Below are 20,084 nucleotides of genomic sequence, written 5' to 3'. Positions count from 1 at the left end.
TCATCCCCGCCGGCGCAGGCTCTCCCCATGTCAATCCACCGCCCAGCCCGGCCCGCCGTGCGCCTGTCGGGGGAGCGCATCGTCGCGCTCGACGTGCTCCGCGGCTTCGCCCTGTGCGGCATCCTGCTGGCCAACGTGAAGCCGATCGGCCACCGCGGCGGCGCGCTCAGCGCCGAGCACCTGCCCGAGACGGCCGCCTCGACCGTCCTGCACATGCTGGTCGACCAGCGGTTCTTCCCGATCTTCTCGTTCCTGTTCGGGGTCGGCTTCGCACTGCTGACCTCCTCGGCGGAGGCCCGGGCCGAGCAGCCGCGGGTGGTGCTGCTGCGCCGCCTGCTGGCCCTGCTGGCGGTCGGCCTGCTCCACTTCCTGTTCCTGTGGAAGGGCGACGTTCTCACCGTCTACGCGTCGTTCGGCCTGCTGGTCCTCCTGCCGTCCACCTGGCTTCCGCGGCGGGTGGTCGCGGTCGCCGCCGGGGTGCTCCTGGTGCTTTCGGTGGCCCTGCTCGGCGGGTGGTATTCGCTGGTTCCCGGTCTGTTCCTGCTCGGCGCCGCCCTGACCCGCTACGGCGTGATCGCCCGCATCCAGTCGGCGCCGCGCACCACCGCGATCCTGGGATCGATCCTCGCCCTGGCCGCCGTCCCGGCCACGGTGATCCAGTTCCGGGCGGACGGCCCGGCGGCCCGGATCGCCTACCCGGTGGCCGGGCTGCTGACCGCCGCGGCGTACGTGTGCGCGATGGTGCTGCTGCTCCGCACCAGACTGGCCGGCCCGCTGACCACCGTCTTCCGGCCGTTGGGCCGGATGGCCCTGACCAACTACCTGACCGCGACGATGCTGGTCCTGGCGATCACCGGCGTGATCGGCGGCTCGGACCGCTGGTCGGCCGGCGGGGTGGTCCTGGTCGCGGCGCCGATCCTGCTGCTGCAATGGACCTGGTCGGTAATCTGGCTGCGCCGATTCCGGCAGGGGCCGGCCGAGTGGCTGTGGCGCTGGGTGACGTGGTGGCAGCGACCGCCCCTGCGACACGCCCCCGATCGAGCAGGGAAAACCACATGACCTTCGCCGGCCGGCTGACCGAGCCCGCGTTCGGGGTGCTGCTCGCCGCCGGTCTCGTCATCGAGGTGGCCGCGACGGCGAGCCGTCATCCGGTGTGGCCGGTCGGGGCGGCGCTGGTGCTGATCACGGCGGCGGTGTGCGCGGCAGCCCTGCTGCGCCGACGGGCCCCGGTCCGGGCGGCGGCCGCGGCGGTCGTCCTGTGCGCATCCGCCGAGCTGATCGACTGGCAGTCCGGGCAGGTCGGCCAGCCGGCCCCGATCGCCTGCCTGGCGCTGCTGGTGGTGGTCGCGTCCGCGGTGCGTTACCTGCCCGCCCCGGCGGCCGTGGCGGTGGCCGGCGGCTCCGGCCTGGTCGCCGCGGGCACCGTGGAGCGCTACGCGATCTACTTGGCCAACGGCATCCCGAACGCCCGGACCGCGACGCTGGTCATGGTCACCGCGTGGCTGGTGGCGGTCGCGGTGGGCCTGCGACGGCGCCTCGGCGACACACGCCGCCAGACGATGATCGACGAGGTCCGGCGACATGAACGGCTGGCCCTGGCCCGAGACCTGCACGACGTGGCCGCACACCACCTGACCGGTTTGATCATCCAGGTCCAGGTGGCCCAGCTGACCCCCGCGGCCGGCCCCGCCGCGATAAGCGCCGCGTTGGCCGAGATCGAGGCAGCAGGCGCCCAGGCCCTGACGTCCCTACGCCAGGTGGTCCGCCTACTACGAGACGACGACAAGAAACCCGCACCAGCCCCGGGTTCACTGGCCGACCTGGTAACCAGCTTTACCGGCCCCGGCCCCGGCCCCGGCCCCGGCCCCGGCTCGGACGTCAGCTGCGGCTCGGGCGCCGGCGCCGGCTCGGGTGCCGGTCCCAACCCGGATGTAGGCCCAGGCCCGGCCGCGGGCCTTGCCGGCCGAGGCGGTGGCGGCGGTGTTGGGGTTCGGGCTCGGCTTGAGTTGCCGGACGGGCCGATGCCGGACGGCTGGCCACCGGAGGTTGCCGTCGGCATCTACCGGATCGTGCAGGAGGCGCTGAGCAACGTGGCGCAGCATGCCCGCGATGCCCGCAACGTCACGGTGACGCTGGCGCACGACGCGCGAAGTGTCCGGCTGCGCGTCGTCGACGACGGGCAACCGGGCCGCGTCGCCGGCCCCGGCGGGCACGGGCTGGTGGGGATGCGGGAGCGGGCGGCCGCACTCGGTGGCCGGTTGAGCGCGGGTCCGGGCGTCCTGGGTGGATGGACGGTCGAGGCGACGATCCCGGCGCCGGCCGACGCCGGGGTGGCGCGTGTTGGGGTGGCCGCCCCCAGGTCGGCGGGCGGTGGGTCGGCGGGCGCTGGGGTGGCGGGCGCTGGGGCGGCGGGCGCTGAGACAACGGGGGAGTCATGACCATCCGGGTGCTGGTCGCTGAGGACGAGGCGATCGTTCGTCGGGGGCTGCGACTGCTGTTGGAGAGTCATGCGGACATCACGGTGGTCGGTGAGGCCGCGGACGGCTTGGAGGCGATCAGCCTCGCCCGTGAGCTCCGGCCGGACGTCTGCCTGGTGGACATTCAGATGCCGCGGCTGGACGGCCTCGACGTGACCCGCGCGCTTGCCGGCCCCGCTGTGCGCGACCCGCTGCGCGTCGTGATCATCACGACGTTCGACCTGGACGAGTACGTGTACGGCGCGCTGCGGGCCGGCGCAGTCGGGTTCATCCTCAAGGACTCCGGGCCGGCGTTGCTCGCCGAGGCGGTCCGGGCCGCGCACGGCGGCGACGCCATGGTTTCGCCGTCGATCACGATGCGGCTGCTGAAGCAGTTCGGGGCGACCAAGCCGCGGTCGCTCCTGAGCCCGGCGGTGCCGCTGACCGACCGGGAGGTCGAGCTGGTCAAGTGCCTCGCCTGGGGCCGCACCAACCAGGAGATCGCGCAGGAGCTGTTCATCTCGCTCAGCACGGTGAAGGCCCACGTCGCCAACATCCAGGACAAGCTGCGCCTGCGAAACCGCACCGAGATCGCCGCCTGGGCCTGGCAGAACCGCCTGGTGACGGAGAGCTGACACCGGTCGAGCGCGTCGGCTCAGTGGCGGCATGTGATCACCTTGAGTGTCTGCATGACTGCAAACTGTCACCGCCTGTCTTGACCCTGCCACCGGCGGCCATGAGACTGCAGGAGGCGGAGCGCGGGAGGCGACGATGGAACAGGGCGGCGCGCGCGATCAGATCAACATCTTCCTTTCGTACGCTCGGGAGGACGGCAAAGCCCACGTGCGGCGCTTCTTCGACGAGCTGTCTCGGACACCTCGCTATTCGGTGGTGTACGACCGGCACTTCCGGCCCTCGGTCGGGGTCGACCGCTCGATCGAGGCCACCATCAAGGCGGCCGACGTCATGATCGTCGTCCTGACCGATGCCGCGGCTCGCAGCGAGTGGGTGCGGCGGGAACTCCTGCGGGCCGACGCGCTGAATCGGAACAAGCCGAGAATTCGGGTGATCGTCGCCCAGATGACCGAGGACCCCGACGTGCCGTTGACGATTCAGGAGCTGCCCCCGCTGAACTTCCACACCGACCCGGACGCCTGGGCGCTGCTGTACGCGGAGCTGGAGCAGGAGTCCTCGCCGGTGAACGGTGCCCAGGTCTTCCGGCCCGGCCCGGCCGACGAGCGCCATGCGGCCGCCGCGCGTGAGGCGGCCGAGCGTGCGCAGGAAGAACGGCGTCGCGCCGATGACCCGGCCGGCGCCGAGCGGCGGCTCCGCGAGCGGGTCGACGCCGAATGGCAGCGCGAGCAGCGCGACGAGGGCGCCGTACGTACCGACAACGCGGTGCTCTTCATCAACGAGATGCCCGAACTGCCGGAGGTCGAGTTTCAGGACCGGGTGCCGAAGATGACCGAGCTGGACGGCTGGTTGTCCGGTCCGGAAACGCGCCTCGTCCTGATCACCGGCGACGGCGGCACCGGCAAGACCGCGTTCCTGCGTGAGTTACGCCGTCGTCTGGCGGACCGGAAACTCACCGCGCCGGCCGAGGCGTTCGTCTACCTGGCGGTGCGCGGGTATCGCCAGGTGTCGGCGGCGGCGCTGCTGAACGATCTCGCCCGCGCCGCGTCGAACGCCGGCGACCTGCAGCGGACCATCCGCGGCCGGAAGGAGTCCTGGCGCGAGCGACTGAACACGGTTCTCGGCGCGCTGGGCCGGACGCCGGTGATCGTCGCGATCGACGACGCCGAGGAACTGCTCGACGACCAGCGCGGGGAGATCTTCGATCGCGACCTGCGGCTGGTTCTGAACGAGCTGATCAAGCGCTCGGAGCATCGGATCCGGATCCTGATGGTGGTGAACGAGAGAGCCCGGCACCCGATCCGGGAGGCCTTCCCCGGCGTGGTTCAGGTCCTGGACCTGGAGCGGGGGCTGCCCGCCGACCACACGACCGCGTTCCTGACAGCGCTGGACTCGACGGGCCTGCTGGCCGTGGACACCATGCCGGCGGCGGACCTGGATCGCCTGGCCGTCGTCAGCAACGGCAATCCCCGCTTCATCGAGCTCACCTACTGCCTGCTGCGCTCCGACCCGGATCTCACCCTGGCCGACATCTTCGAGGAGATCGACGCCCAGCACGAAGAGGTCGAGCGGGATCCCTTCCCGCTGCTGGTCCAGGCGGTCCTGGACCGCCTCGACCGCACCGAGCGCCGGGTGGTCCAGGCGCTCGCGGTCTACGGCGGGCCGGTCCGGCCGGAGGCGATCGACGAGCTTCTCTCGCCGTACGTTCCGGGCGTCGCCAGCGCGTCGTACCTCGGCTCGCTGACCGCCCGGGCGCTGGTCCGGCGGGACGGCGACCGCTACTTCCTGCCGCCCGCGCCGGACGTGCACTGTGTCCTGGCCGGCCTGCCCCCGGGCGGCGAGGATGACTGGCGCAGCGTCGAGCCGCTGTTCACGCTGCCGTTCCTGCAGCGGCGTGCGGCCGAGTTCTACGCCGAGATCTGCCGGCGGCAGCCGGTACACGGCCCGGACGACCTGGAGCCCTGGCTCAAGCAGATCGGGCTGTGGATCGCGGCTGGAGACCATGCCCATGCCGTGGATCTGATGGAGGAGGTCGACCAGCAGTACCTGACCAAGTGGGTGCAGAGCGGTGTACTGATTCGGTGGCGGGAGCGCGTCGATCGCGAGATCGGCCGGGGTACCCGCGAACGGGGTCGCAACCTTTCGTTCCTGATCTCCGCACACTCCGGCGAGGAGGACCACACCGGGCAGTGGGCGACCCGCCTCACCGAGGTGCTGACCGAGCCATGGATGCGGAAGGACCCGGAGGACCGAATCCGGTTCGGTATCCAGCTGGCCGAAGTCCGGATGGACAGCGGTGACCTCGGCGCCGCCGTCGAGCTGTTCGGCGATGCCGCCCGGCGGTGCCGAGGGAAGTCGATGCGCTTCGAGGCGGTGATGGCGCGGGCGTCGCGGGGCCTCTGCCTGGCCAAACTGGGCGCGTTCGGCGAGGCTGGCGACGACTTCGAGTTGGCCCGCAAGGGACTACGCGGGCTGAGCGGTGAACAGCACGACGAGGCAGCGAGTTTGCTGGGCCTGAACGAGGGTTGGATGCTCGGGCAACTCGGTGAGCCGCGGGCCCAGGAGGTGTTGACGGAAGGCCTGGCCATCGCCCGGAAGAGTGCGGATGCGCTGCTGATCGCAAAGCTCCTCGACGGCCTGGCTGTCGTGCACTGCGACAACCGGCAGATCGACGACGCGGTCCGGCTGGCGCTCGAGGCGGCGCGGATCGCCATGCGTACGGGTAATCCCAGCCTGACCCGCCTCACCAACGTGACCCTGGCGCTCGCCTACCTGTTCCATGACGACCGCACCGACAACGCGGCCACCGCGGTGCACACGGCATGCCAGCAGCCGCCCGGTCACCAGGCGCTGGCCGCTCGCGCCGTTGAGGGTGTCGTCGAGTTCCGTAAGGGAGACCTCGCCGCCGCGCGGGCCGCGTTCCACACCGCCTGCACCGAAGCCTGGCTGCGGCTCGATCGCGCACCCGGGGAGTTCGAGGTCTTCGACTGCGTCGGTCTCGCTCTCACCGGATTGCAGTTGTCCGACGAGCCGTACCGCCTGCCGCGAGCCCTGGACATGTACCAGGAGGCTCGCCGGATCGCTCCGGTGCCGGGTGCCCGCCGCAGGGCCAAGGCGCAGCTCGCCCTGCTGAAGCCGGTGACCGATCCGTCGGTGGTGGAGGCGGCTCAGCGGGCCGCGGACGGCGACGACGTCGGCGCCCGCCGACTCATTGTTTGACCAGGCTGGACAACGGCCACCAGGTCGCCGGCCCGCCGGTCTGCCACCTGACCCGAGCCTGGCCGTTCGCCAGTTCGATGATCACGCCGGGGGAGTGCCGTGCGCGGGCCGCGGGATCGTCGTAGTGCGGGACCACCACGGTGCCCAGGGCGAGACTCGCCGCGGCCGGGTTGGGCACGATCCGCGGAACACGGGTGGACGGACCGGCGACCCGTACCCGGCCATGCCCGAAGCTGTCGTTGACCATCTAGCCGCCTCCCCTCAACCGGTCATGTGATGCCAAGACCACGACCACGACGAAGATGAGGACAAACGCCGCCAGGACGAGCAGGGCCCGTAGGCAGCCACCCTCGTCCTTCTTCGGTTCCTTCTTCGTCACCCGGATCCGTACCATCGCAGGCCTCCGCCATCAGCCATGCGCTTCCAGTACCGGCACCGTAGGTTCCGCGTCGTTCGCCGGTCCATGACCGACCGGCTGGCATGATCGGGCAACATCGATCGGCAACCTGTCAGGTCCATGCCACGTCATGGCAGCCGGCCGATGGATCCTGGCGTCCCCGAGCGGGCGACCATGGCGGTGCAACAGTTCATCGGCCGGGAGGAACCGCATGACGGTCCGGGTCGCCGTGGTCGGCCACCTGCCGATGTACGCGCGCGGTCTCGCGGCCACCCTCGCCGATCACGGTCATCCGGTGGACATCCCGGCCGATGTCCTCGCCTGGGCCAGGCAGGCCGGCGACCCGGTCGTGTTCCTCACGCTCGCGCATGAGAGCGACTGGGCCCGGCTCGCGTCGCTGACCAAGGCGCGAGCGGACGCGGTGATCGTCGGCGTGGTCGCCGACCCGGGCGTACGCGATCTGGTCCGCGCGGTCGCCTCCGGCGCGGTGGGCGTCATGCCGCTGGATGCCGACCCCGCCGCGGTGGGTGAGACCTTGCGCGCCGCCCTGGGTGGCCGGAGCCTCCTTCCGACGGACATGTTGCGCGCACTGGTGTCCGGCTCGGCCGGCGACGACCGTCCGGTCACCGAGGCGGAGGTCCGCTGGCTGCGCGAACTGGCCGACGGCACCACGGTGGCCCGGCTGGCCGAACAGGCCGGCTACTCGGAACGGATGATGTTCCGCCTCCTGTCCGGCCTGTACACCAGGCTGGGTGCCACGAACCGGACCAGCGCGCTGATGCGGGCCCGGGACGAAGGCTGGCTCTAGAAGGCCTGCTCGAACAGGTCGAGCAGGCCGGGGATGTCGGACTCGCCGCTGTAGCCGCAGATCATGATGGTGCCCTCGTTTGCGGCTACCAGGTAGCTCTTGCCCACCTCGAACGTGCCGCTGCCCAGCATCGTCTCCGAGGTGTTCGGGGCCTGGTCGACCTGCACCAGCGTGGTCTGCGTGCCCTTGTAGACCTTGGACACCGACAGGGTGACCACGTCGTTCTTGTCGATGGTGGTCACGGTGCCGGCGAAAGCGAAGTCGGCGTTCGTGGCCAGGTGGGCTGCCTGGGGTTCCATGCATTTGGCGCTGCCGCCGGCCGGGGCGGCCAGGAGCACCGGCGCCACCGCGGGGGTGGAGGCCGTTGCCGGGGCGGTCAGGAGGTTGCTCTCGATCGGCTGGTCGGGGCGGAAGATCAGCCAGCCGGCTCCGGCGATCAGCAGCAGGGCCGCGGCGGCCAGTACCGGCAGCAGCCGGCGGCGGGGTGCGGTGGGGGTGTGGGTGGTGGGCGTGGCTACGTCGGCGGACATCGTTTTCTCCAGGAGTCGGGCAACTCGGTCGGGAGGCAGTGGTGCCGGCGATGGGGCCGGGTCGGCGTTGCGCAGGCGGCTGCGCAGGTCGTCGTCGGTCATGGCCTTCTCCCTTCGGTCGACTCCTCATGTCCGGCGGTGCCGCCGGTCTTTCGTAACTCGTCGCGCAGGCGCTGTTTGGCGCGGTGCAGGCGGATCGACGCGGCGTTCGCGGTGATGCCGAGGGTCACCGCGATCTCGGCCGGGGCCAGCTCCTCCCAGGCCCACAGGCGCAGCAACTCGGCGTCCTCGTCGCGCAGTCGGCCGATCGCCGTGGCCAGCTCCTCGTCGGGTGGCTCGGGGCCGTCGGTGGTGGCCGGCGGTGGGTCCAGCACCGAGATCCGGGCGAACAGCCGCGCCTGGCGGCGGTGGGACCGCTCGGCGTTGGCGAGGCAGTTGCGGGCCACGCCGTACGCCCACGGCAGGTGCTCGGCCGGCATCTCGTCAAGGCGCCGCCAGCAGATCAGCAACGTCTCGGAGAGCACGTCGTCGGCGGTCGCCGGGTCGGTGCGCCGGGCCAGATACCGGCGTACCGCCTCGATGACGGCCGGCGCCAGGGCCTCGAACCGGGCCCGCCGCTGGTCGGTCTTCACAAGCTCCACCCTCACGTATGTCCGGCACCCGGCCCGGTCTTTCAGCTCGCGGCGAGTCGCCTCAGCAAGGGGGACAGGCGTAGCGGCACCACCTGGCGCAGGACGATCGCGGTGCTGGTGCGGACCACGCCGGGGACGGCCAGGATCGACTCCGTCACCCGGTGCAGGTCGGTGGTGTCCCGGGCCACCACCCTGGCCAGGAGGTCGCCGTCGCCCGTCGTGGCCAGCAGCTCGATCACCTCGGCTATCTCGCCCAGCGACGTGGCGGCGTGGGAGCGGTCGCGCTGGCTGATCGACAGCGTCATCAACGCCATCAACGGGTAGCCCAGCGCCTCCGGCTCGACCCGGCGGCTGTGCGGGCCCAGTGACTCCATCCGGCGCAAGCGGGCGTGCACCGTGTTGCGGGCCAGGCCCAGCTGCTCGGCCAGGGCCACGACCGTCGCCTGCGGGTTGTCGTCGAGGGCCAGCAGGATCCGTGCGTCGGTCGGGTCGAGAGCTGTCATGATGCTCAACATAGCGAACCCGATGGCGATTCATCGAAGCAGAATGCTCAACAAAAACAAGATCTATTGCGCATCCTGACCTGCGGAACGCACGGTAGGCGCATGGCATCCACGATCACCCTGGCCGAATACCTCGGGCGCCGCCTCCGGCAAGCCGGAGTCGGGCACCTCTTCGGGGTGCCGGGCGATTTCAACCTCACCCTCCTCGACCACCTCACCCAGGTGCCGGGGCTGGCCTGGGTGGGATCACCCAACGAGCTGGGGGCCGGCTACGCCGCTGACGCGTACGCCCGTAGCCGCGGCCTCGCGGTGCTGGTCACCACCTACGGTGTGGGGGAGCTGAGCGCGCTCAACGCGGTCGCCGGGAGCGCCGCCGAGGACGTTCCGGTGGTGCACATCGCCGGCAGCCCGTCGACCTCCGCCGTCGCTGCGCGCCGGCTCGTTCATCACACCCTCGCCGACGGTGAGTTCGGGCGCTTCTCCCGGGCGTACGCCGAGGTCACCGTGCACCAGGAGACGGTGACCGCGGACCGCGCCACCGCGCAGATCGACGCCGCGCTCGCCGCCGCGATGATCAACCGCAAGCCGGTCTACCTGAGCATCCCGATGGACCTGGCCACCCTCCCGGTCGACCCGGCGCCGCTGGCGAACCCGCTGACCGGCGCCTCCGACCCGGCGGCGTTCGCGGCGGCGCTGAAGCCGCTGATCGACGCGGCCGAGCGCCCGGTGATCGTGGCCGGCCACCTGGTCAGCCGGTTCGGGGCGGCCGACCTGACCGCGGTCGGCGTTCCGATCGTCACCACCCTCGCCGCCAAGGGCGTCATCGACGCCGACGACCCGCTAAGTTACGGCGACTACGCCGGCACCATGGTCGACCAGGACACCGCGGACCTCGTCGGCCGGGCCGACCTCGTGATCGAGCTCGGCACCGTCGCCACCGACGTACTCTCCGGCTTCTTCACCCACCGGCCGGTCGACGACCAGGTGGTGACGGTCGGTGCGACGGCGGCCACGATCGGCGTCGACGAGGTGTACCCCGTGCACTTCGCGGACGCCGTACACGTACTCGTGGAACTTCTTTCCGCCAAGCGTTTCGTGCTTCCGCAGCGTGCGCCGAAACTCGCTGTTCCGGCGCCCGCGCCGGACGCGCCGCTCACCCAGGCGGCGTTGTGGCAGACCGTGCAGGGGTGGCTGCCGGCCGGGACCGCGGTGCTCGCCGACACCGGCACGTCGTTCTGGGGCGCGGTGTCGCTGACCTTCCCGGCCGACACCGTCTTCGTCGCCCAGCCGATCTGGAACTCGATCGGCTACGCGCTGCCGGCCGTGCTCGGGCAGGGGCTCGCCGAACCGGAGCGGCGGCCGGTGCTGTTCATCGGGGACGGCGCCGCGCAGATGACCGTGCAGGAGCTGAGCACCATCGCCGCGGCCGGGATCAACCCGATCATCGTGCTGCTGAACAACGAGGGGTACACGATCGAGCGGGCCCTGCAGAGCCCGGACGCCGGCTACAACGACGTCGCGGCCTGGGAGTGGGGCACGCTCGTCGAGGGGTTCGCCGGGCCGAAGGCCGACTACCGGCGGGCACACACCGCAGCCGAGTTGCGTCACGCTCTGGAGGCGGCGGCCGAGGCGACCCACACGCTCTGCTTCGTCGAGGTGGTGCTCGACCGGTACGACGCCCCGCCGCTGCTGCGGGTGCTCGCCGAGCGCAACGGCGCCGATCAGACGTAGAGCCGCCGGCGCAGGCCGTCGAGCAGCAGGTCGAGGGTGAACTCGAACTCGACCTGGGTGTCGCACCAGCCGAGCGTCGGATCGGCGGCGTCGTGCAGCTCGGCGGCCATCATGGCGGTCAGGTGCGGCATGGCCGCCGCCATCGCGGCGAGGTCGGCCTCCGATGCGTCGGTGTCGGTGCCGGAGGGGGTGAAGAGCTCCTGGACGAAGCCGAGCGCCATGGTGCCGAAGGCGTGCAGCGCGCGGTGCGCGAGGTGCGGCGGGAAGCCGCCGGCGGTCAGCGTGCCGACGATCTCGTCGTAGTAGGCGAACAGCGCGGGCGGGATGGCCGGCCGGGAGCCGAGCAGGGCCGGCGCCCATGGATGGCGCAGCATCACGTCGCGGGCCAGCAGGAAACGCTGCCGGAGCTGGGCCTGCCAGTCGCCGCTCTGGCCGGCCGCGCCCACCGCCGCCGCGATCTCCGCGATCACCGTCTCGGCCAGGCCGTCGAGAAGACCTTCCTTGCCGGGTACGTGGTGGTAGAGCGACATCGCCTCCACGCCCAGGCCCGCGGCCAGGCGGCGCATGGTCAGCGCCTTCAGGCCCTCGGCGTCGACGAGCGCGACCGCCGCGGCGAGGGCGCGTTCGCGGCTGAGCGGTTCCCTTGACACGACTGCCTACCTTACGTTGTATGGCTACCTTACAACGTAAGGCTCGCGTCACCGGTCTCTTCTATCTGGGCCTCGCCGTGGCCGGCGCGGCCGGCTTCCTCACCGTCCGGTCGGTGCTGTTCGTGGCCGGTGACCCGCAGGCCACTCTCGCCAACCTCACCGCGCACGAGCCCCTGGCCCAGCTCGGCGTCGCCCTCGAACTGCTGGTCGTGCTCACCCAGGCGCTGGCCGCGGCCGGTTTCTACGTGCTGTTCCGGGAGGAACGGCCGAACGCGGCGGCCGGCATCGCGGAGTTCGGCCTGGCCAACGCGCTGGCGATCCTGACGAGCGCGGCCCTGCTCGCGACCGCCGTCGACGTGGCCGACGACCCGTTCGGCGACGCGGCCGGCACGGTCCAGCTGCTCTACCTGGTCAGCGGCCACCTCTGGAGCGTCGGCGGCATCTTCTTCGGACTGTGGCTGATCCCGATGGGCTGGGCCGTGCTCACCACCGGCTGGATGCCGCGGCCGCTGGGCTGGGTGCTGATCGCCGGCGGCATCGGCTACGTGCTCAGCACCTTCGTGGCCGGCATCTGGCCCGGGGTGGCCGCCGTGCTGGTGGTGCCGGCCTCGATCGGCGAGTTCTGGATGGTGAGCTACCTGCTGATCTACGGGGTCCGGCCCCGGTAGCGGCGGTCAGGCGGTGCGCCGGCCGGCCAGCCACGTGCCGCGGACCGGGACGGCCGGCAGGGCGGCCGGGTCGATGCCGGTCGGGTCGGCGCCCAGGTGGACCAGATCGGCGCGCATTCCCGGGCGGATCGAGCCCTGGGTGCGTTCCTCGAAGGCCAGGTGGGCGGTGCCGCTCGTGTAGCAGCGGACGCCGCGGGCCACGCCGACCCGCTGGTCGGGCAGCCAGCCGCCGCGGGTCGCGGCGGTGGACAGGATGTGCAGCGGCTCGGGGCGGGTGATCGGCCAGTCGCTGGCGAACGCGACCGTCGCGCCGGTGGCGAGCATGTCGGCGATCGCGTACCGGCGGTCGCCGCGCTCGTCGCCGAGCCGGGGCAGGGTCAGGTCGGTCATCACCGCGTCGGGGCGGGCCCAGTGGGGCTGGAAGACCGCGATCACGTTCAGCTCACTGAAGCGCGGCAGGTCGGCCGGGTCGACCAGTTGCAGGTGGGTGAGGACCGGGCGGCGGTCGCGCGGGCCGTTGGCCCGGGTCGCGGCCTCCACCGCGTCCAGGGCGGTCCGCACCCCGGCGTCGCCCATCGCGTGGATGTGCACCTGGAAGCCGTCGGCGTCGAACGCGGTGACCGCCGCCGCCAGCTCGGCCGGTTCCCAGTTGAGCAGCCCGCAGCAGTCGGCGTCCAGGTACGGGTCGAGCAGGGCTGCCGTGCCGCCCTCGACGATGCCGTCGGCGAAGAACTTCACGGTGCGTACCGAAACGCCGTCGGAAAGGGTGTCGTGCCGCAGCGAACGGAAGTGTTCCTGCTGCTCGCGCCAGGTGTGCGGGTCGGCGCGCAGCGCCAGGTTCATCCGGGTGGAGAGCCCGCCGGTGCGGGCCGCGTCCACGTAGGCGGGCACGTCGGCGGCCTCCACCCAGGCGTCCTGCACCCAGGTGACGCCGGCCGCCGCGAGCCGGCGGGACGCACGGCGCAGGGCGAGCGTCTTGTCGGCCGGGCCGGGCGCCGGCACCAGGTCGAGGGCGGGCTGGAACGCGCCCCACTCGCGCAGGGTGCCGCAGGGGGTGCCGTCCGGGTCGCGGTCGAGCCGGCCGTCGACCGGGTCGTCGGCCAGGTGCAGCAGGCCGGCCCGGCGCAGCGCCGCGGTGTTGCACCAGACCGTGTGGATGTCGCTGGAGCGCAGCACGACCGGCCGGTCGGCGACCACCTCGTCGAGCCATGCGGCCCGGAACACGCCGCCGGGGGCCAGGGTCAGCTCGAAGCCCTCGCCGTAGATCAGCCGCTGGTCGGGGTGGGCCCGGGCGTAGGCGCGGACCCGGTCGCGGACCTCGGCGACGGTGCGCGATCCGCGGATCGGGGCGTACCGGTCCTCCAGGCCGCCGATCAGCGGATGGGCGTGCGCGTCGCCGAAACCGGGCAGCAGCGCGCCGCCGTCCAGGTCGTGGATCTCCGAGCCCTTCGCGGCCGGCAGTGCGCCCGGGGTGGTGACCGCCTCGATGACTCCACCCGCGACATGCACGTCGGCCGGCCGGGCTCGTTGACCATTCCAGGCCAGGCCGTTGACGTACACTCGCCGCGTTGTCACCAAGTCTCCTAGCTGCCGTTATTAATGCCGTTAGGGAAATTCCTAACGACGTTAGGTTCGCGCAGAGGACGCCCTTCGTCAAGATCAGGAAACGCGAGGATGGCAAAGACCCTCGACCAGCAGACGATCTATGCGGCCGCCCTCGAGCTGATCGACCGGGAAGGCACCTTCAGCCTCGCCCAGCTCGCGAGCCATCTGGGGGTCCGGGCGCCGTCGCTCTACACGCACGTACCGAACAAAGAGGCAATCGTCGAAGGCGTCCGGCACCTGGTCGTCGCCGGCATCGACCACACCCCGTTCGCGCTCACCCCGTGGCCCGAGGCGCTCTCCGCGTGGGCACGCTCCTACCTGGCCGCGTTCGCCGCCCACCCGCACGCGATCCGGTTGCCGGCCGCCGCGCCGGTGCGCACCGGCGCGCTGCTGCGGCAGTACGAAGCGGCGGTCGGCTGCCTGCTGCGGGCCGGCTGGCCGGACCACGAGGTGATGCACGTGATCACCGCGGTGGAGTCCTACGTGCTCGGCGCGGCCCTCAGCGGCGCCCCGGCGGTCCCCGCCGACGGCGACTATCCGCTGCTCACCCGGGTCCTGACCGGGCCGGCGGTGCGCGTGCACGACGGCTTCGAGGCCGGCCTGACCGCCCTGCTGGCCGGCTTCGCGCAGCGGCTCGCCGCCCTAGAAGGTGACCCCTAGGTTTTCCAGTGCTTCGCCGGCGGCCGCATCCGGGTCGTCGTCATCGGTGGCCCACCAGACGTAGCCGTCCGGCCGGACGATCATCGTGGCCGGGCCGCTGGCCACCCGGATGCCGAGGCGGGTGGCGGTGATCGAGGCGTGCGGCAGCGGGCGCGGGGACAGCAGCACCGGCCGCGCGTCGGGCAGGTCGGCCTCGGCCACCCGGGTGCCGGTCAAGGGGTGCGCGCCGGGGTCGGCCGGCGGGTAGGACACGTCGATCGCGGCCAGTCGGCGGGCCAGCCGGTCGGACACCGCCGGGAAGTCGGCGAGCAGGCCGCTGAGCAGCTCGCGCAGGGCCAGGCCCTCGGGGCCGGTCGCGGTGATCAGCGCGGTCTGGGCCATCGTGTGCCGGGCCACGTCGTCACCCCACGGGCGGCGCTCGGTGTCGTAGGAGTCGAGCAGCTCCTCGCCGGCCCGGCCCTGGATCACCGCGGCCAGCTTCCAGCCCAGGTTGATGGCGTCCTGCAGGCCCAGGTTGAGGCCGACGCCGCCGGCCGGGAAGTGCATGTGCGCGGCGTCCCCGGCCAGCAGCACCCGGCCCTGGCGGTAGGACTCGGCGACCCGGGTGGTGTTGTCGAAGCGGGACAGCCAGAGCGGGTCGTGGATGCCGAAGTCGCGGCCGGCGATCCGCTCGCAGATGCCGCGCAGCTCGTCGAGGGTGATCTCGCGGCGGCCGTCGTGCTCCTGGTGGGCGGGGTCGTAGCCGGCGATCCGGTAGACGCCGCCGGGCATCGGGGCCACCATCATCGCGCCGTGCTCGTTGACCACGTGGAAGCCGGGCGGCGGCGGGGAGTCGGCGAGCACGTCGCCCAGGTAGGAGTAGAAGCTCGGCTCGATGCCCGGGAACGCGACGCCGGCCGAGGTGCGGACCGCCGAGCCGGCTCCGTCCGCCCCGACGACCCACTTCGCCTCCCTCGTGGTGCCGGTCGCGCTCTCCACGCGTACGCCATCGTTCTCCTGCGAAACGGCCGTGACCTGCTCGCCTCGGGTGACCGTGGCACCCAGCTCGGTGGCGTGCTCTTCGAGGAGGGCCTCGGTGCGGTTCTGCGGGTGGGAGAGGACGAACGGGTAGGGCGAGTCGAGACCGGTGAAGTCGACCTTGGTGCCCAGGAAGCCGAAATGCCAGCTCGGCAGCCGCACCCCGGCGGTCAGCAGCGGCTCGGCGAGACCGCGCATGGCCAGCTGCTCGACGGTGCGGGCGTGCACGGCCATCGCCTTGGTGTGCGGGCCGCGCTCGGCGCGCTGCTCCAGCACCGCGACCGAGACCCCGGCCAGGCGCAACTCGCAGGCGAGGAACAGTCCGACCGGCCCGCCCCCGACGACGATCACCTCGTGATCCACGCCCTCAGCCTAGGCGACAGTCCTCTATGTACGGTGCCCCGGAAAGCCTACGGTCGGTAGGCCTCGCACGTCATGGTCAGCAGGTCCGGCAGCAGGGGTGGCGGGTTGTCGCGCCACCACGCCAGCCACACCAGGATCGGGGCCGAGTCGCGCACCGCGCGGTAGGCGACGCCCGGGCGTGGGTTCTGGTTGGCGGTGGCCTCCGAGGTCAGGCCGACCGCCTGGCCGGCCGCGATCAGGGTCAGCCACTCGTCGACGCCGTGCGTGGTGCGGATCCGGGCCGGGCCCGCTCCCGGCGCCCACAGGTCCGGGGTGGTGGTGCCGGTGCGGTCGTCGATGGCGACCGTGTAGCGGCTCAGGTCGGCCAGCCGCACCGAACGCTTGCGGGACAGCGGGTTGTCGGTGGCCACCGCGGCCACCCGGGACTCGGTGCCGACCAGTGCCGTCGCGAACCGGGCGTCGCCGTCCAGCGGCTTGCGGACCACCGCGACGTCGGCGGTGCCGTCGCTCAGGCCCGCGGTCAGCGTGGACGACTGCACGAACACCAGCGGCACGTCCGGGTGCGCGGCCGCCCACGTCTTCTGCAGGCGGCGGGTGTGTTTGCCGAGCGCCGCCCACGCGTAGCCGATCCGCAGTTCGGCGCCGTCGGTGGCGACGATCTGCTCCAGGTGGGCGACCTCCTCCAGCACGCGGCGGGCCGCCGCGTGGACCTGGGTGCCGATCACGGTGAGGGAGACATGGCGGGTGGTGCGTTGCAGCAGGCGTACGCCGAGGGCCGCCTCCAGCGCGGCCACCGACCTCGACACCGCCGCCTGGGAGACGCCGAGCGCCACGGCCGCGTCGGTGAACGTCCCCGCCTCCACCACCGCGATGAACACCCGCAACCGGCGCACCTGCACATCCATACGCTCAGCGTATAAGTGCGGCGGCCCATGCATTTCCGGTATCAGTCGCCGCCGCCGATGCTGGAGCGTATGACCGAGCGGCGACTTCTCAGCGGCGTTGCCACCATGCTCGCCAGCGCCACCAGCAACCAGGTCGGCGCGGCGGTGGGTGCGCACGCCTTCCCGACCATCGGACCGGCCGGGGTGGTGGCGGTCCGGCAGTTCGTGGCGGCGGCCGTGCTTCTCCCCATCGCCCGGCCCGACCTGCGCCGCTTCACCTGGCCGCAGTGGTGGCCGGTGCTGCTGCTGGCGCTGGTCTTCGCCACCATGAACCTCAGCCTCTACACCGCCATCGACCGGGTCGGCCTCGGCCTCGCCGTCACCCTCGAATTCCTCGGGCCCCTGTCCGTGGCGCTGGCCGGGTCGCGCACCCGGATCGACCTGCTGTGCGCGCTCGCCGCCTGCGCCGGGGTGTACGTGCTGGTGCTGCCCGGTCCGACCAGTGACTACCTCGGCGTCGGGCTCGGGGTGCTGGCGGCGGTCTGCTGGGCGGCGTACATCCTGCTCAATCGCCTGGCCGGCACCCGCATCCCCGGCCTCGCCGCCCCGGCCGCCGCGACCCTGGTGTCGGCGGTCGCCTACCTGCCGGTCGCCGCCGTGCTGATCGCCCGCGGCCGGATGGACGCCACCGGCGTCCTCTACGCGGTCGGCGCGGGCCTGCTCAGCTCGGTCGTCCCCTACGCGGCCGACCTGATCGTGCTGCGCCGCGTCCCGTCCCGCTTCTTCGGCGTCTTCATGAGCGTCCACCCGGTGCTGGCCGCCCTGGCCGGCCTGGTTCTCCTGGGCCAGGTCCTGGACCTGCACGAATGGCTCGGCATGGCGGTCGTGGTGTCCGCGAACGTGGCCGCCGTCCGCACCGCCGCACCCGGCCGGCGCCGTGGTCTTTGGTCCTTTGTGCTTCAACTGCACGTGGCGCTCGGTAATCGCCGTCCTGATCGGCGGGGAATGGCCGTAGCGGACGGTAATCATTAATAGTGGCGGTGAGCTGCCGTTTTCCGGCTTTCCCGGGCCCCTATTCGGAAATCATCGCATGCGCACACTTGACAGTTCGCGGGTGATCATATGGGCGCCGGCCGAGATGCGGCCTGAACTGCGTAAAGGCAGCTCAGAACGGGCCCGGGAAAGCGATCTTAAGAGGTATTGACGCATAGTCCATGATGGGTCGCGTGGCAGCTGAATCACACGACTTCGCGCGCGCCAAACATCGACGCTCACCCGAGCCGAGGAGCTACCTCAACCATGTCGTCACCAGCCGACGTGGATACGCAACGTCACCGGACACTCACCTCAACCCGGTCGATTTTGAGCACGCTGAGCAACCGGCGCGCGGCGAGGCCATCCAGGCGCTCAACCGTGACGTCCTCATCCGGCGGTCGCTCGAGGTCTCGCCGAACGGCTTCATCACGATCATCAGCATCATCCAGGGCGTCGCTCTCGCCCTGCTCGCCCAGAACACCTTCCCGAAGCCGACCTTCCTGGTCGCGGTGCAGGGCATCGCGCTGCTGCTGGTGTTCGTCACGGTCTTCTACTACTACCTGACGATGAGCGTGCTGATCCGCTGGGCGCCGAGCTTCCTCGACTGCTTCCTGCCGTTCGCCATCGCCGGCCTGGAGATCCCGCCCGCCTTCTTCCTCGGCGACGTCAGCTCCTGGTGCACCTGGCTGGCCGCGTTCTGGTTCCTGACCATGGCCGGGCTCTGGATCACCGCGAAATGGTCGCCGCAGTCGCATTTCGGGTCGGCCCGGCGCACCCACGACCTGTTCCACACGTTCCTGCGCGAGCTGCAGATGACGACCGGCGTCGGCGGGCTCGTCGTGCTGCTCTGCGGCCTGCTGGCGGCCGGCGACCCGTGGCACAAGACCCTGTGGGGCCTGCTCGGCTGCGCCGCGGTGGTCGGCACGGTCGCGATGATCGTGGCGCGCACCGAGGTGCGCGCGTCCCAGATCCACGCCTACTACGGGGTCAACCGGCCGCCCTTCAACTAGGTGTAGGGGAGGAGGTTCGCGTCGATCGACTCCCACCTGGCGCTCAGCTCGGCGACCAGGGCCGGGTTCGCGGCCGAGCGGTCGGCCTGCTCGCGCGGATCGACCCGGATGTCGAAGAGGGTGTCCTCCGCGGTGGTCTTGTCGCGCAGGAACTTCCAGTTGCCGCGGCGCAGCGCCCCCGCGTCGTGGGTGCGCCAGAACAGGTCGCGGGCCGGCGCCCGGTCGCCGCGCAGCAGATAGCCGGCCAGGCTGACCCCGTCGCCCGGATAGGCCGGGTCGGGGCGCGCGCCGGCCAGCTCGAGCAGCGTGGCCGTCCAGTCCTGGGTGACCACCGGCTCGTGGCTCACCTGGTGCGAGCGCAGCCGGGCCGGCCAGCGCAGGATGTTCGGCACCCGGATGCCGCCCTCGTTCAGGTTGCCCTTGCCGCCGCTCAGCGGCCAGTAGTAAGAAAAGCGCTCGCCGCCGTTGTCGCTGGAGAACAGCACGATCGTGTCCCGGTCCTGGCCGGTCTCCCGCAGCGCGGCCAGCACCTTGCCGACGTTGCGGTCCATGTTTTCCACCATCTTGCGGTAGATGTCGAGGGAACCGCCGTCGAAGTGGAACAGCGCGGTGGCGTTGCCGAAGAACTCGTCCCAGCCCGAGCGCAGTGGGCTGAACCAGGGCAGGAACCCGCAATGCCACTTGCCGAACATGGCGGTGGCGTAGCCGACCCGCTTGAGCAGGGACGCGAGCGTGGGATGCGTGGGCGGGATGCCGTTGTCCGGGGTGTGTGCGCCGATCGGCTCGGGCAGGCCACCGGGAAGGCGGCCCGGGTAGCGGCCGGTGTAGAGCGCGATGCGGGTGGGGGAGCAGACCGCGGCGGCCGAGTAGCCGTCGGTGAAGCGGATGCCGCCGGCCGCCAGGCCGTCCAGGTGCGGGGTCTTGATGTGGGTGGAGCCGTAACTGCTCAGGTCGGCCCAGCCGAGGTCGTCGCCGAGGATCACCAGGATGTTGGGGCGGCGCCTCGACCTCAGGCTCGGGTCGGCGGCGAATGGCTGCTCGCCGGGCGCGCCGGTGAAGGCCGCGGCACCGGACGCCAGCCCGGCCAGGCCGGCGATCACACCACGACGGGACAGGTTCTCACCCACGGAATACCTCCACGCATCGCCGATGCTCTTTGGAGGAACCTAACCAGTCGGATAGATAGGATTCAATAGTGGATGGCCGGCCCGGACGGTCGGACGTCCCCGACCGCCCGGGCGCGGGATCCCTGGGGTGCCACCCCCGTGTCGGCACCCCGTCCC

19 protein-coding genes are annotated in these 20,084 nt (G+C 71.8%); 10 read left to right on the top strand and 9 right to left on the bottom strand.

Annotated elements, in window-relative coordinates:
- The first annotated feature begins 27 nt into the window (after positions 1-27).
- From Adu01nite_RS22000 to Adu01nite_RS21985, 4 genes are all read left to right on the top strand, one after another.
- Positions 28-1,059 (top strand): DUF418 domain-containing protein, encoded by a 1,032-nt coding sequence (locus tag Adu01nite_RS22000; RefSeq protein WP_203728804.1) that lies wholly within the window; start codon positions 28-30, stop codon positions 1,057-1,059.
- Complete coding sequence (locus Adu01nite_RS21995) at positions 1,056-2,438, top strand: sensor histidine kinase (protein ID WP_203728803.1); 1,383 nt, start codon at positions 1,056-1,058, stop codon at positions 2,436-2,438. The genes Adu01nite_RS22000 and Adu01nite_RS21995 overlap by 4 nt, the downstream gene beginning before the upstream one ends.
- Positions 2,435-3,091 (top strand): response regulator, encoded by a 657-nt coding sequence (locus Adu01nite_RS21990; RefSeq protein WP_203728802.1) that lies wholly within the window; start codon positions 2,435-2,437, stop codon positions 3,089-3,091. The genes Adu01nite_RS21995 and Adu01nite_RS21990 overlap by 4 nt, the downstream gene beginning before the upstream one ends.
- Positions 3,092-3,227: 136 nt before the next feature.
- Positions 3,228-6,308, top strand: a complete 3,081-nt coding sequence (locus tag Adu01nite_RS21985; RefSeq protein WP_203728801.1) for a TIR domain-containing protein — start codon at positions 3,228-3,230, stop codon at positions 6,306-6,308.
- On the opposite strand, the gene Adu01nite_RS21980 is transcribed toward Adu01nite_RS21985, so the two are convergent.
- Complete coding sequence (locus tag Adu01nite_RS21980) at positions 6,298-6,555, bottom strand: hypothetical protein (protein ID WP_203728800.1); 258 nt, start codon at positions 6,553-6,555, stop codon at positions 6,298-6,300. The genes Adu01nite_RS21985 and Adu01nite_RS21980 overlap by 11 nt on opposite strands.
- Positions 6,556-6,916: 361 nt before the next feature.
- Between Adu01nite_RS21980 and Adu01nite_RS21975 the strand changes: the two genes are divergently transcribed.
- Positions 6,917-7,513 carry a helix-turn-helix domain-containing protein gene (locus tag Adu01nite_RS21975; RefSeq protein ID WP_203728799.1) on the top strand — a complete coding sequence of 199 codons (597 nt, stop codon included), beginning with the start codon at positions 6,917-6,919 and terminating at the stop codon, positions 7,511-7,513.
- Here Adu01nite_RS21975 and Adu01nite_RS21970 read toward each other — a convergent pair.
- From Adu01nite_RS21970 to Adu01nite_RS21960, 3 genes are read right to left on the bottom strand one after another with little or no spacing between them, the layout of a single operon-like run.
- Entirely contained in the window at positions 7,510-8,145 is a 636-nt protein-coding gene (locus tag Adu01nite_RS21970; protein ID WP_203728798.1) for a hypothetical protein, read from the bottom strand. The genes Adu01nite_RS21975 and Adu01nite_RS21970 overlap by 4 nt on opposite strands.
- On the bottom strand, positions 8,142-8,675 hold the full coding sequence (locus Adu01nite_RS21965; protein WP_203728797.1) for an RNA polymerase sigma factor: 534 nt from the start codon (positions 8,673-8,675) through the stop codon (positions 8,142-8,144). Before Adu01nite_RS21965 ends, Adu01nite_RS21970 begins: the two co-directional genes overlap by 4 nt.
- 41 nt (positions 8,676-8,716) lie before the next feature.
- The gene (locus Adu01nite_RS21960; RefSeq protein WP_203728796.1) at positions 8,717-9,178 is read right to left on the bottom strand and encodes an Lrp/AsnC family transcriptional regulator; all 462 of its coding nucleotides are present in this window, start codon (positions 9,176-9,178) and stop codon (positions 8,717-8,719) included.
- 102 nt (positions 9,179-9,280) lie between these two features.
- Between Adu01nite_RS21960 and Adu01nite_RS21955 the strand changes: the two genes are divergently transcribed.
- A complete protein-coding gene (locus Adu01nite_RS21955; protein WP_203728795.1) occupies positions 9,281-10,909 on the top strand; it encodes an alpha-keto acid decarboxylase family protein in 1,629 nt (542 codons plus the stop codon).
- On the opposite strand, the gene Adu01nite_RS21950 is transcribed toward Adu01nite_RS21955, so the two are convergent.
- The gene (locus tag Adu01nite_RS21950) at positions 10,900-11,559 is read right to left on the bottom strand and encodes a TetR/AcrR family transcriptional regulator (RefSeq protein ID WP_239132610.1); all 660 of its coding nucleotides are present in this window, start codon (positions 11,557-11,559) and stop codon (positions 10,900-10,902) included. The two genes, Adu01nite_RS21955 and Adu01nite_RS21950, sit on opposite strands and share 10 nt — an antisense overlap.
- A gap of 20 nt (positions 11,560-11,579) precedes the next feature.
- Between Adu01nite_RS21950 and Adu01nite_RS21945 the strand changes: the two genes are divergently transcribed.
- Positions 11,580-12,227, top strand: a complete 648-nt coding sequence (locus tag Adu01nite_RS21945) for a DUF4386 domain-containing protein (protein ID WP_203728794.1) — start codon at positions 11,580-11,582, stop codon at positions 12,225-12,227.
- 6 nt (positions 12,228-12,233) lie between these two features.
- Here Adu01nite_RS21945 and Adu01nite_RS21940 read toward each other — a convergent pair whose 3' ends face one another.
- Positions 12,234-13,802, bottom strand: a complete 1,569-nt coding sequence (locus Adu01nite_RS21940; RefSeq protein ID WP_203728793.1) for an amidohydrolase — start codon at positions 13,800-13,802, stop codon at positions 12,234-12,236.
- 99 nt (positions 13,803-13,901) lie between these two features.
- Between Adu01nite_RS21940 and Adu01nite_RS21935 the strand changes: the two genes are divergently transcribed.
- A complete protein-coding gene (locus Adu01nite_RS21935) occupies positions 13,902-14,492 on the top strand; it encodes a TetR/AcrR family transcriptional regulator C-terminal domain-containing protein (protein ID WP_203728792.1) in 591 nt (196 codons plus the stop codon).
- Here Adu01nite_RS21935 and Adu01nite_RS21930 read toward each other — a convergent pair.
- Positions 14,475-15,872, bottom strand: a complete 1,398-nt coding sequence (locus Adu01nite_RS21930) for an FAD-dependent oxidoreductase (RefSeq protein ID WP_203728791.1) — start codon at positions 15,870-15,872, stop codon at positions 14,475-14,477. The genes Adu01nite_RS21935 and Adu01nite_RS21930 overlap by 18 nt on opposite strands.
- A 47-nt stretch (positions 15,873-15,919) precedes the next feature.
- The gene (locus Adu01nite_RS21925; RefSeq protein ID WP_203728790.1) at positions 15,920-16,777 is read right to left on the bottom strand and encodes a LysR family transcriptional regulator; all 858 of its coding nucleotides are present in this window, start codon (positions 16,775-16,777) and stop codon (positions 15,920-15,922) included.
- Between the two features lie 69 nt (positions 16,778-16,846).
- On the opposite strand from Adu01nite_RS21925, the gene Adu01nite_RS21920 reads away from it, so the two are divergent.
- Positions 16,847-17,788, top strand: a complete 942-nt coding sequence (locus tag Adu01nite_RS21920) for an EamA family transporter (protein WP_239132609.1) — start codon at positions 16,847-16,849, stop codon at positions 17,786-17,788.
- Between the two features lie 194 nt (positions 17,789-17,982).
- Positions 17,983-18,801 carry a hypothetical protein gene (locus Adu01nite_RS21915; protein WP_203728788.1) on the top strand — a complete coding sequence of 273 codons (819 nt, stop codon included), beginning with the start codon at positions 17,983-17,985 and terminating at the stop codon, positions 18,799-18,801.
- Here the strand turns inward: Adu01nite_RS21915 and Adu01nite_RS21910 are convergent.
- Positions 18,798-19,928: a sulfatase family protein gene (locus Adu01nite_RS21910; RefSeq protein WP_203728787.1), complete on the bottom strand. Its 1,131-nt coding sequence runs from the start codon at positions 19,926-19,928 to the stop codon at positions 18,798-18,800. The two genes, Adu01nite_RS21915 and Adu01nite_RS21910, sit on opposite strands and share 4 nt — an antisense overlap.
- Positions 19,929-20,084 lie beyond the last annotated feature (156 nt).

It is taken from the genome of Paractinoplanes durhamensis, from assembly GCF_016862175.1.
GTDB classification, from domain to species: domain Bacteria; phylum Actinomycetota; class Actinomycetes; order Mycobacteriales; family Micromonosporaceae; genus Actinoplanes; species Actinoplanes durhamensis.
This window is presented reverse-complemented; position numbering and strand designations above follow the sequence as displayed.

Coding starts and splice junctions, on each gene's coding strand:
- Adu01nite_RS22000 (WP_203728804.1), top strand. CDS start 28: ATGTCAATCCACCGCCCAGCCCGGCCCGCCGTGCGCCTGTCGGGGGAG.
- Adu01nite_RS21995 (WP_203728803.1), top strand. CDS start 1,056: ATGACCTTCGCCGGCCGGCTGACCGAGCCCGCGTTCGGGGTGCTGCTC.
- Adu01nite_RS21990 (WP_203728802.1), top strand. CDS start 2,435: ATGACCATCCGGGTGCTGGTCGCTGAGGACGAGGCGATCGTTCGTCGG.
- Adu01nite_RS21985 (WP_203728801.1), top strand. CDS start 3,228: ATGGAACAGGGCGGCGCGCGCGATCAGATCAACATCTTCCTTTCGTAC.
- Adu01nite_RS21980 (WP_203728800.1), bottom strand. CDS start 6,555: ATGGTCAACGACAGCTTCGGGCATGGCCGGGTACGGGTCGCCGGTCCG.
- Adu01nite_RS21975 (WP_203728799.1), top strand. CDS start 6,917: ATGACGGTCCGGGTCGCCGTGGTCGGCCACCTGCCGATGTACGCGCGC.
- Adu01nite_RS21970 (WP_203728798.1), bottom strand. CDS start 8,145: ATGACCGACGACGACCTGCGCAGCCGCCTGCGCAACGCCGACCCGGCC.
- Adu01nite_RS21960 (WP_203728796.1), bottom strand. CDS start 9,178: ATGACAGCTCTCGACCCGACCGACGCACGGATCCTGCTGGCCCTCGAC.
- Adu01nite_RS21955 (WP_203728795.1), top strand. CDS start 9,281: ATGGCATCCACGATCACCCTGGCCGAATACCTCGGGCGCCGCCTCCGG.
- Adu01nite_RS21945 (WP_203728794.1), top strand. CDS start 11,580: ATGGCTACCTTACAACGTAAGGCTCGCGTCACCGGTCTCTTCTATCTG.
- Adu01nite_RS21935 (WP_203728792.1), top strand. CDS start 13,902: ATGGCAAAGACCCTCGACCAGCAGACGATCTATGCGGCCGCCCTCGAG.
- Adu01nite_RS21925 (WP_203728790.1), bottom strand. CDS start 16,777: ATGGATGTGCAGGTGCGCCGGTTGCGGGTGTTCATCGCGGTGGTGGAG.
- Adu01nite_RS21920 (WP_239132609.1), top strand. CDS start 16,847: ATGACCGAGCGGCGACTTCTCAGCGGCGTTGCCACCATGCTCGCCAGC.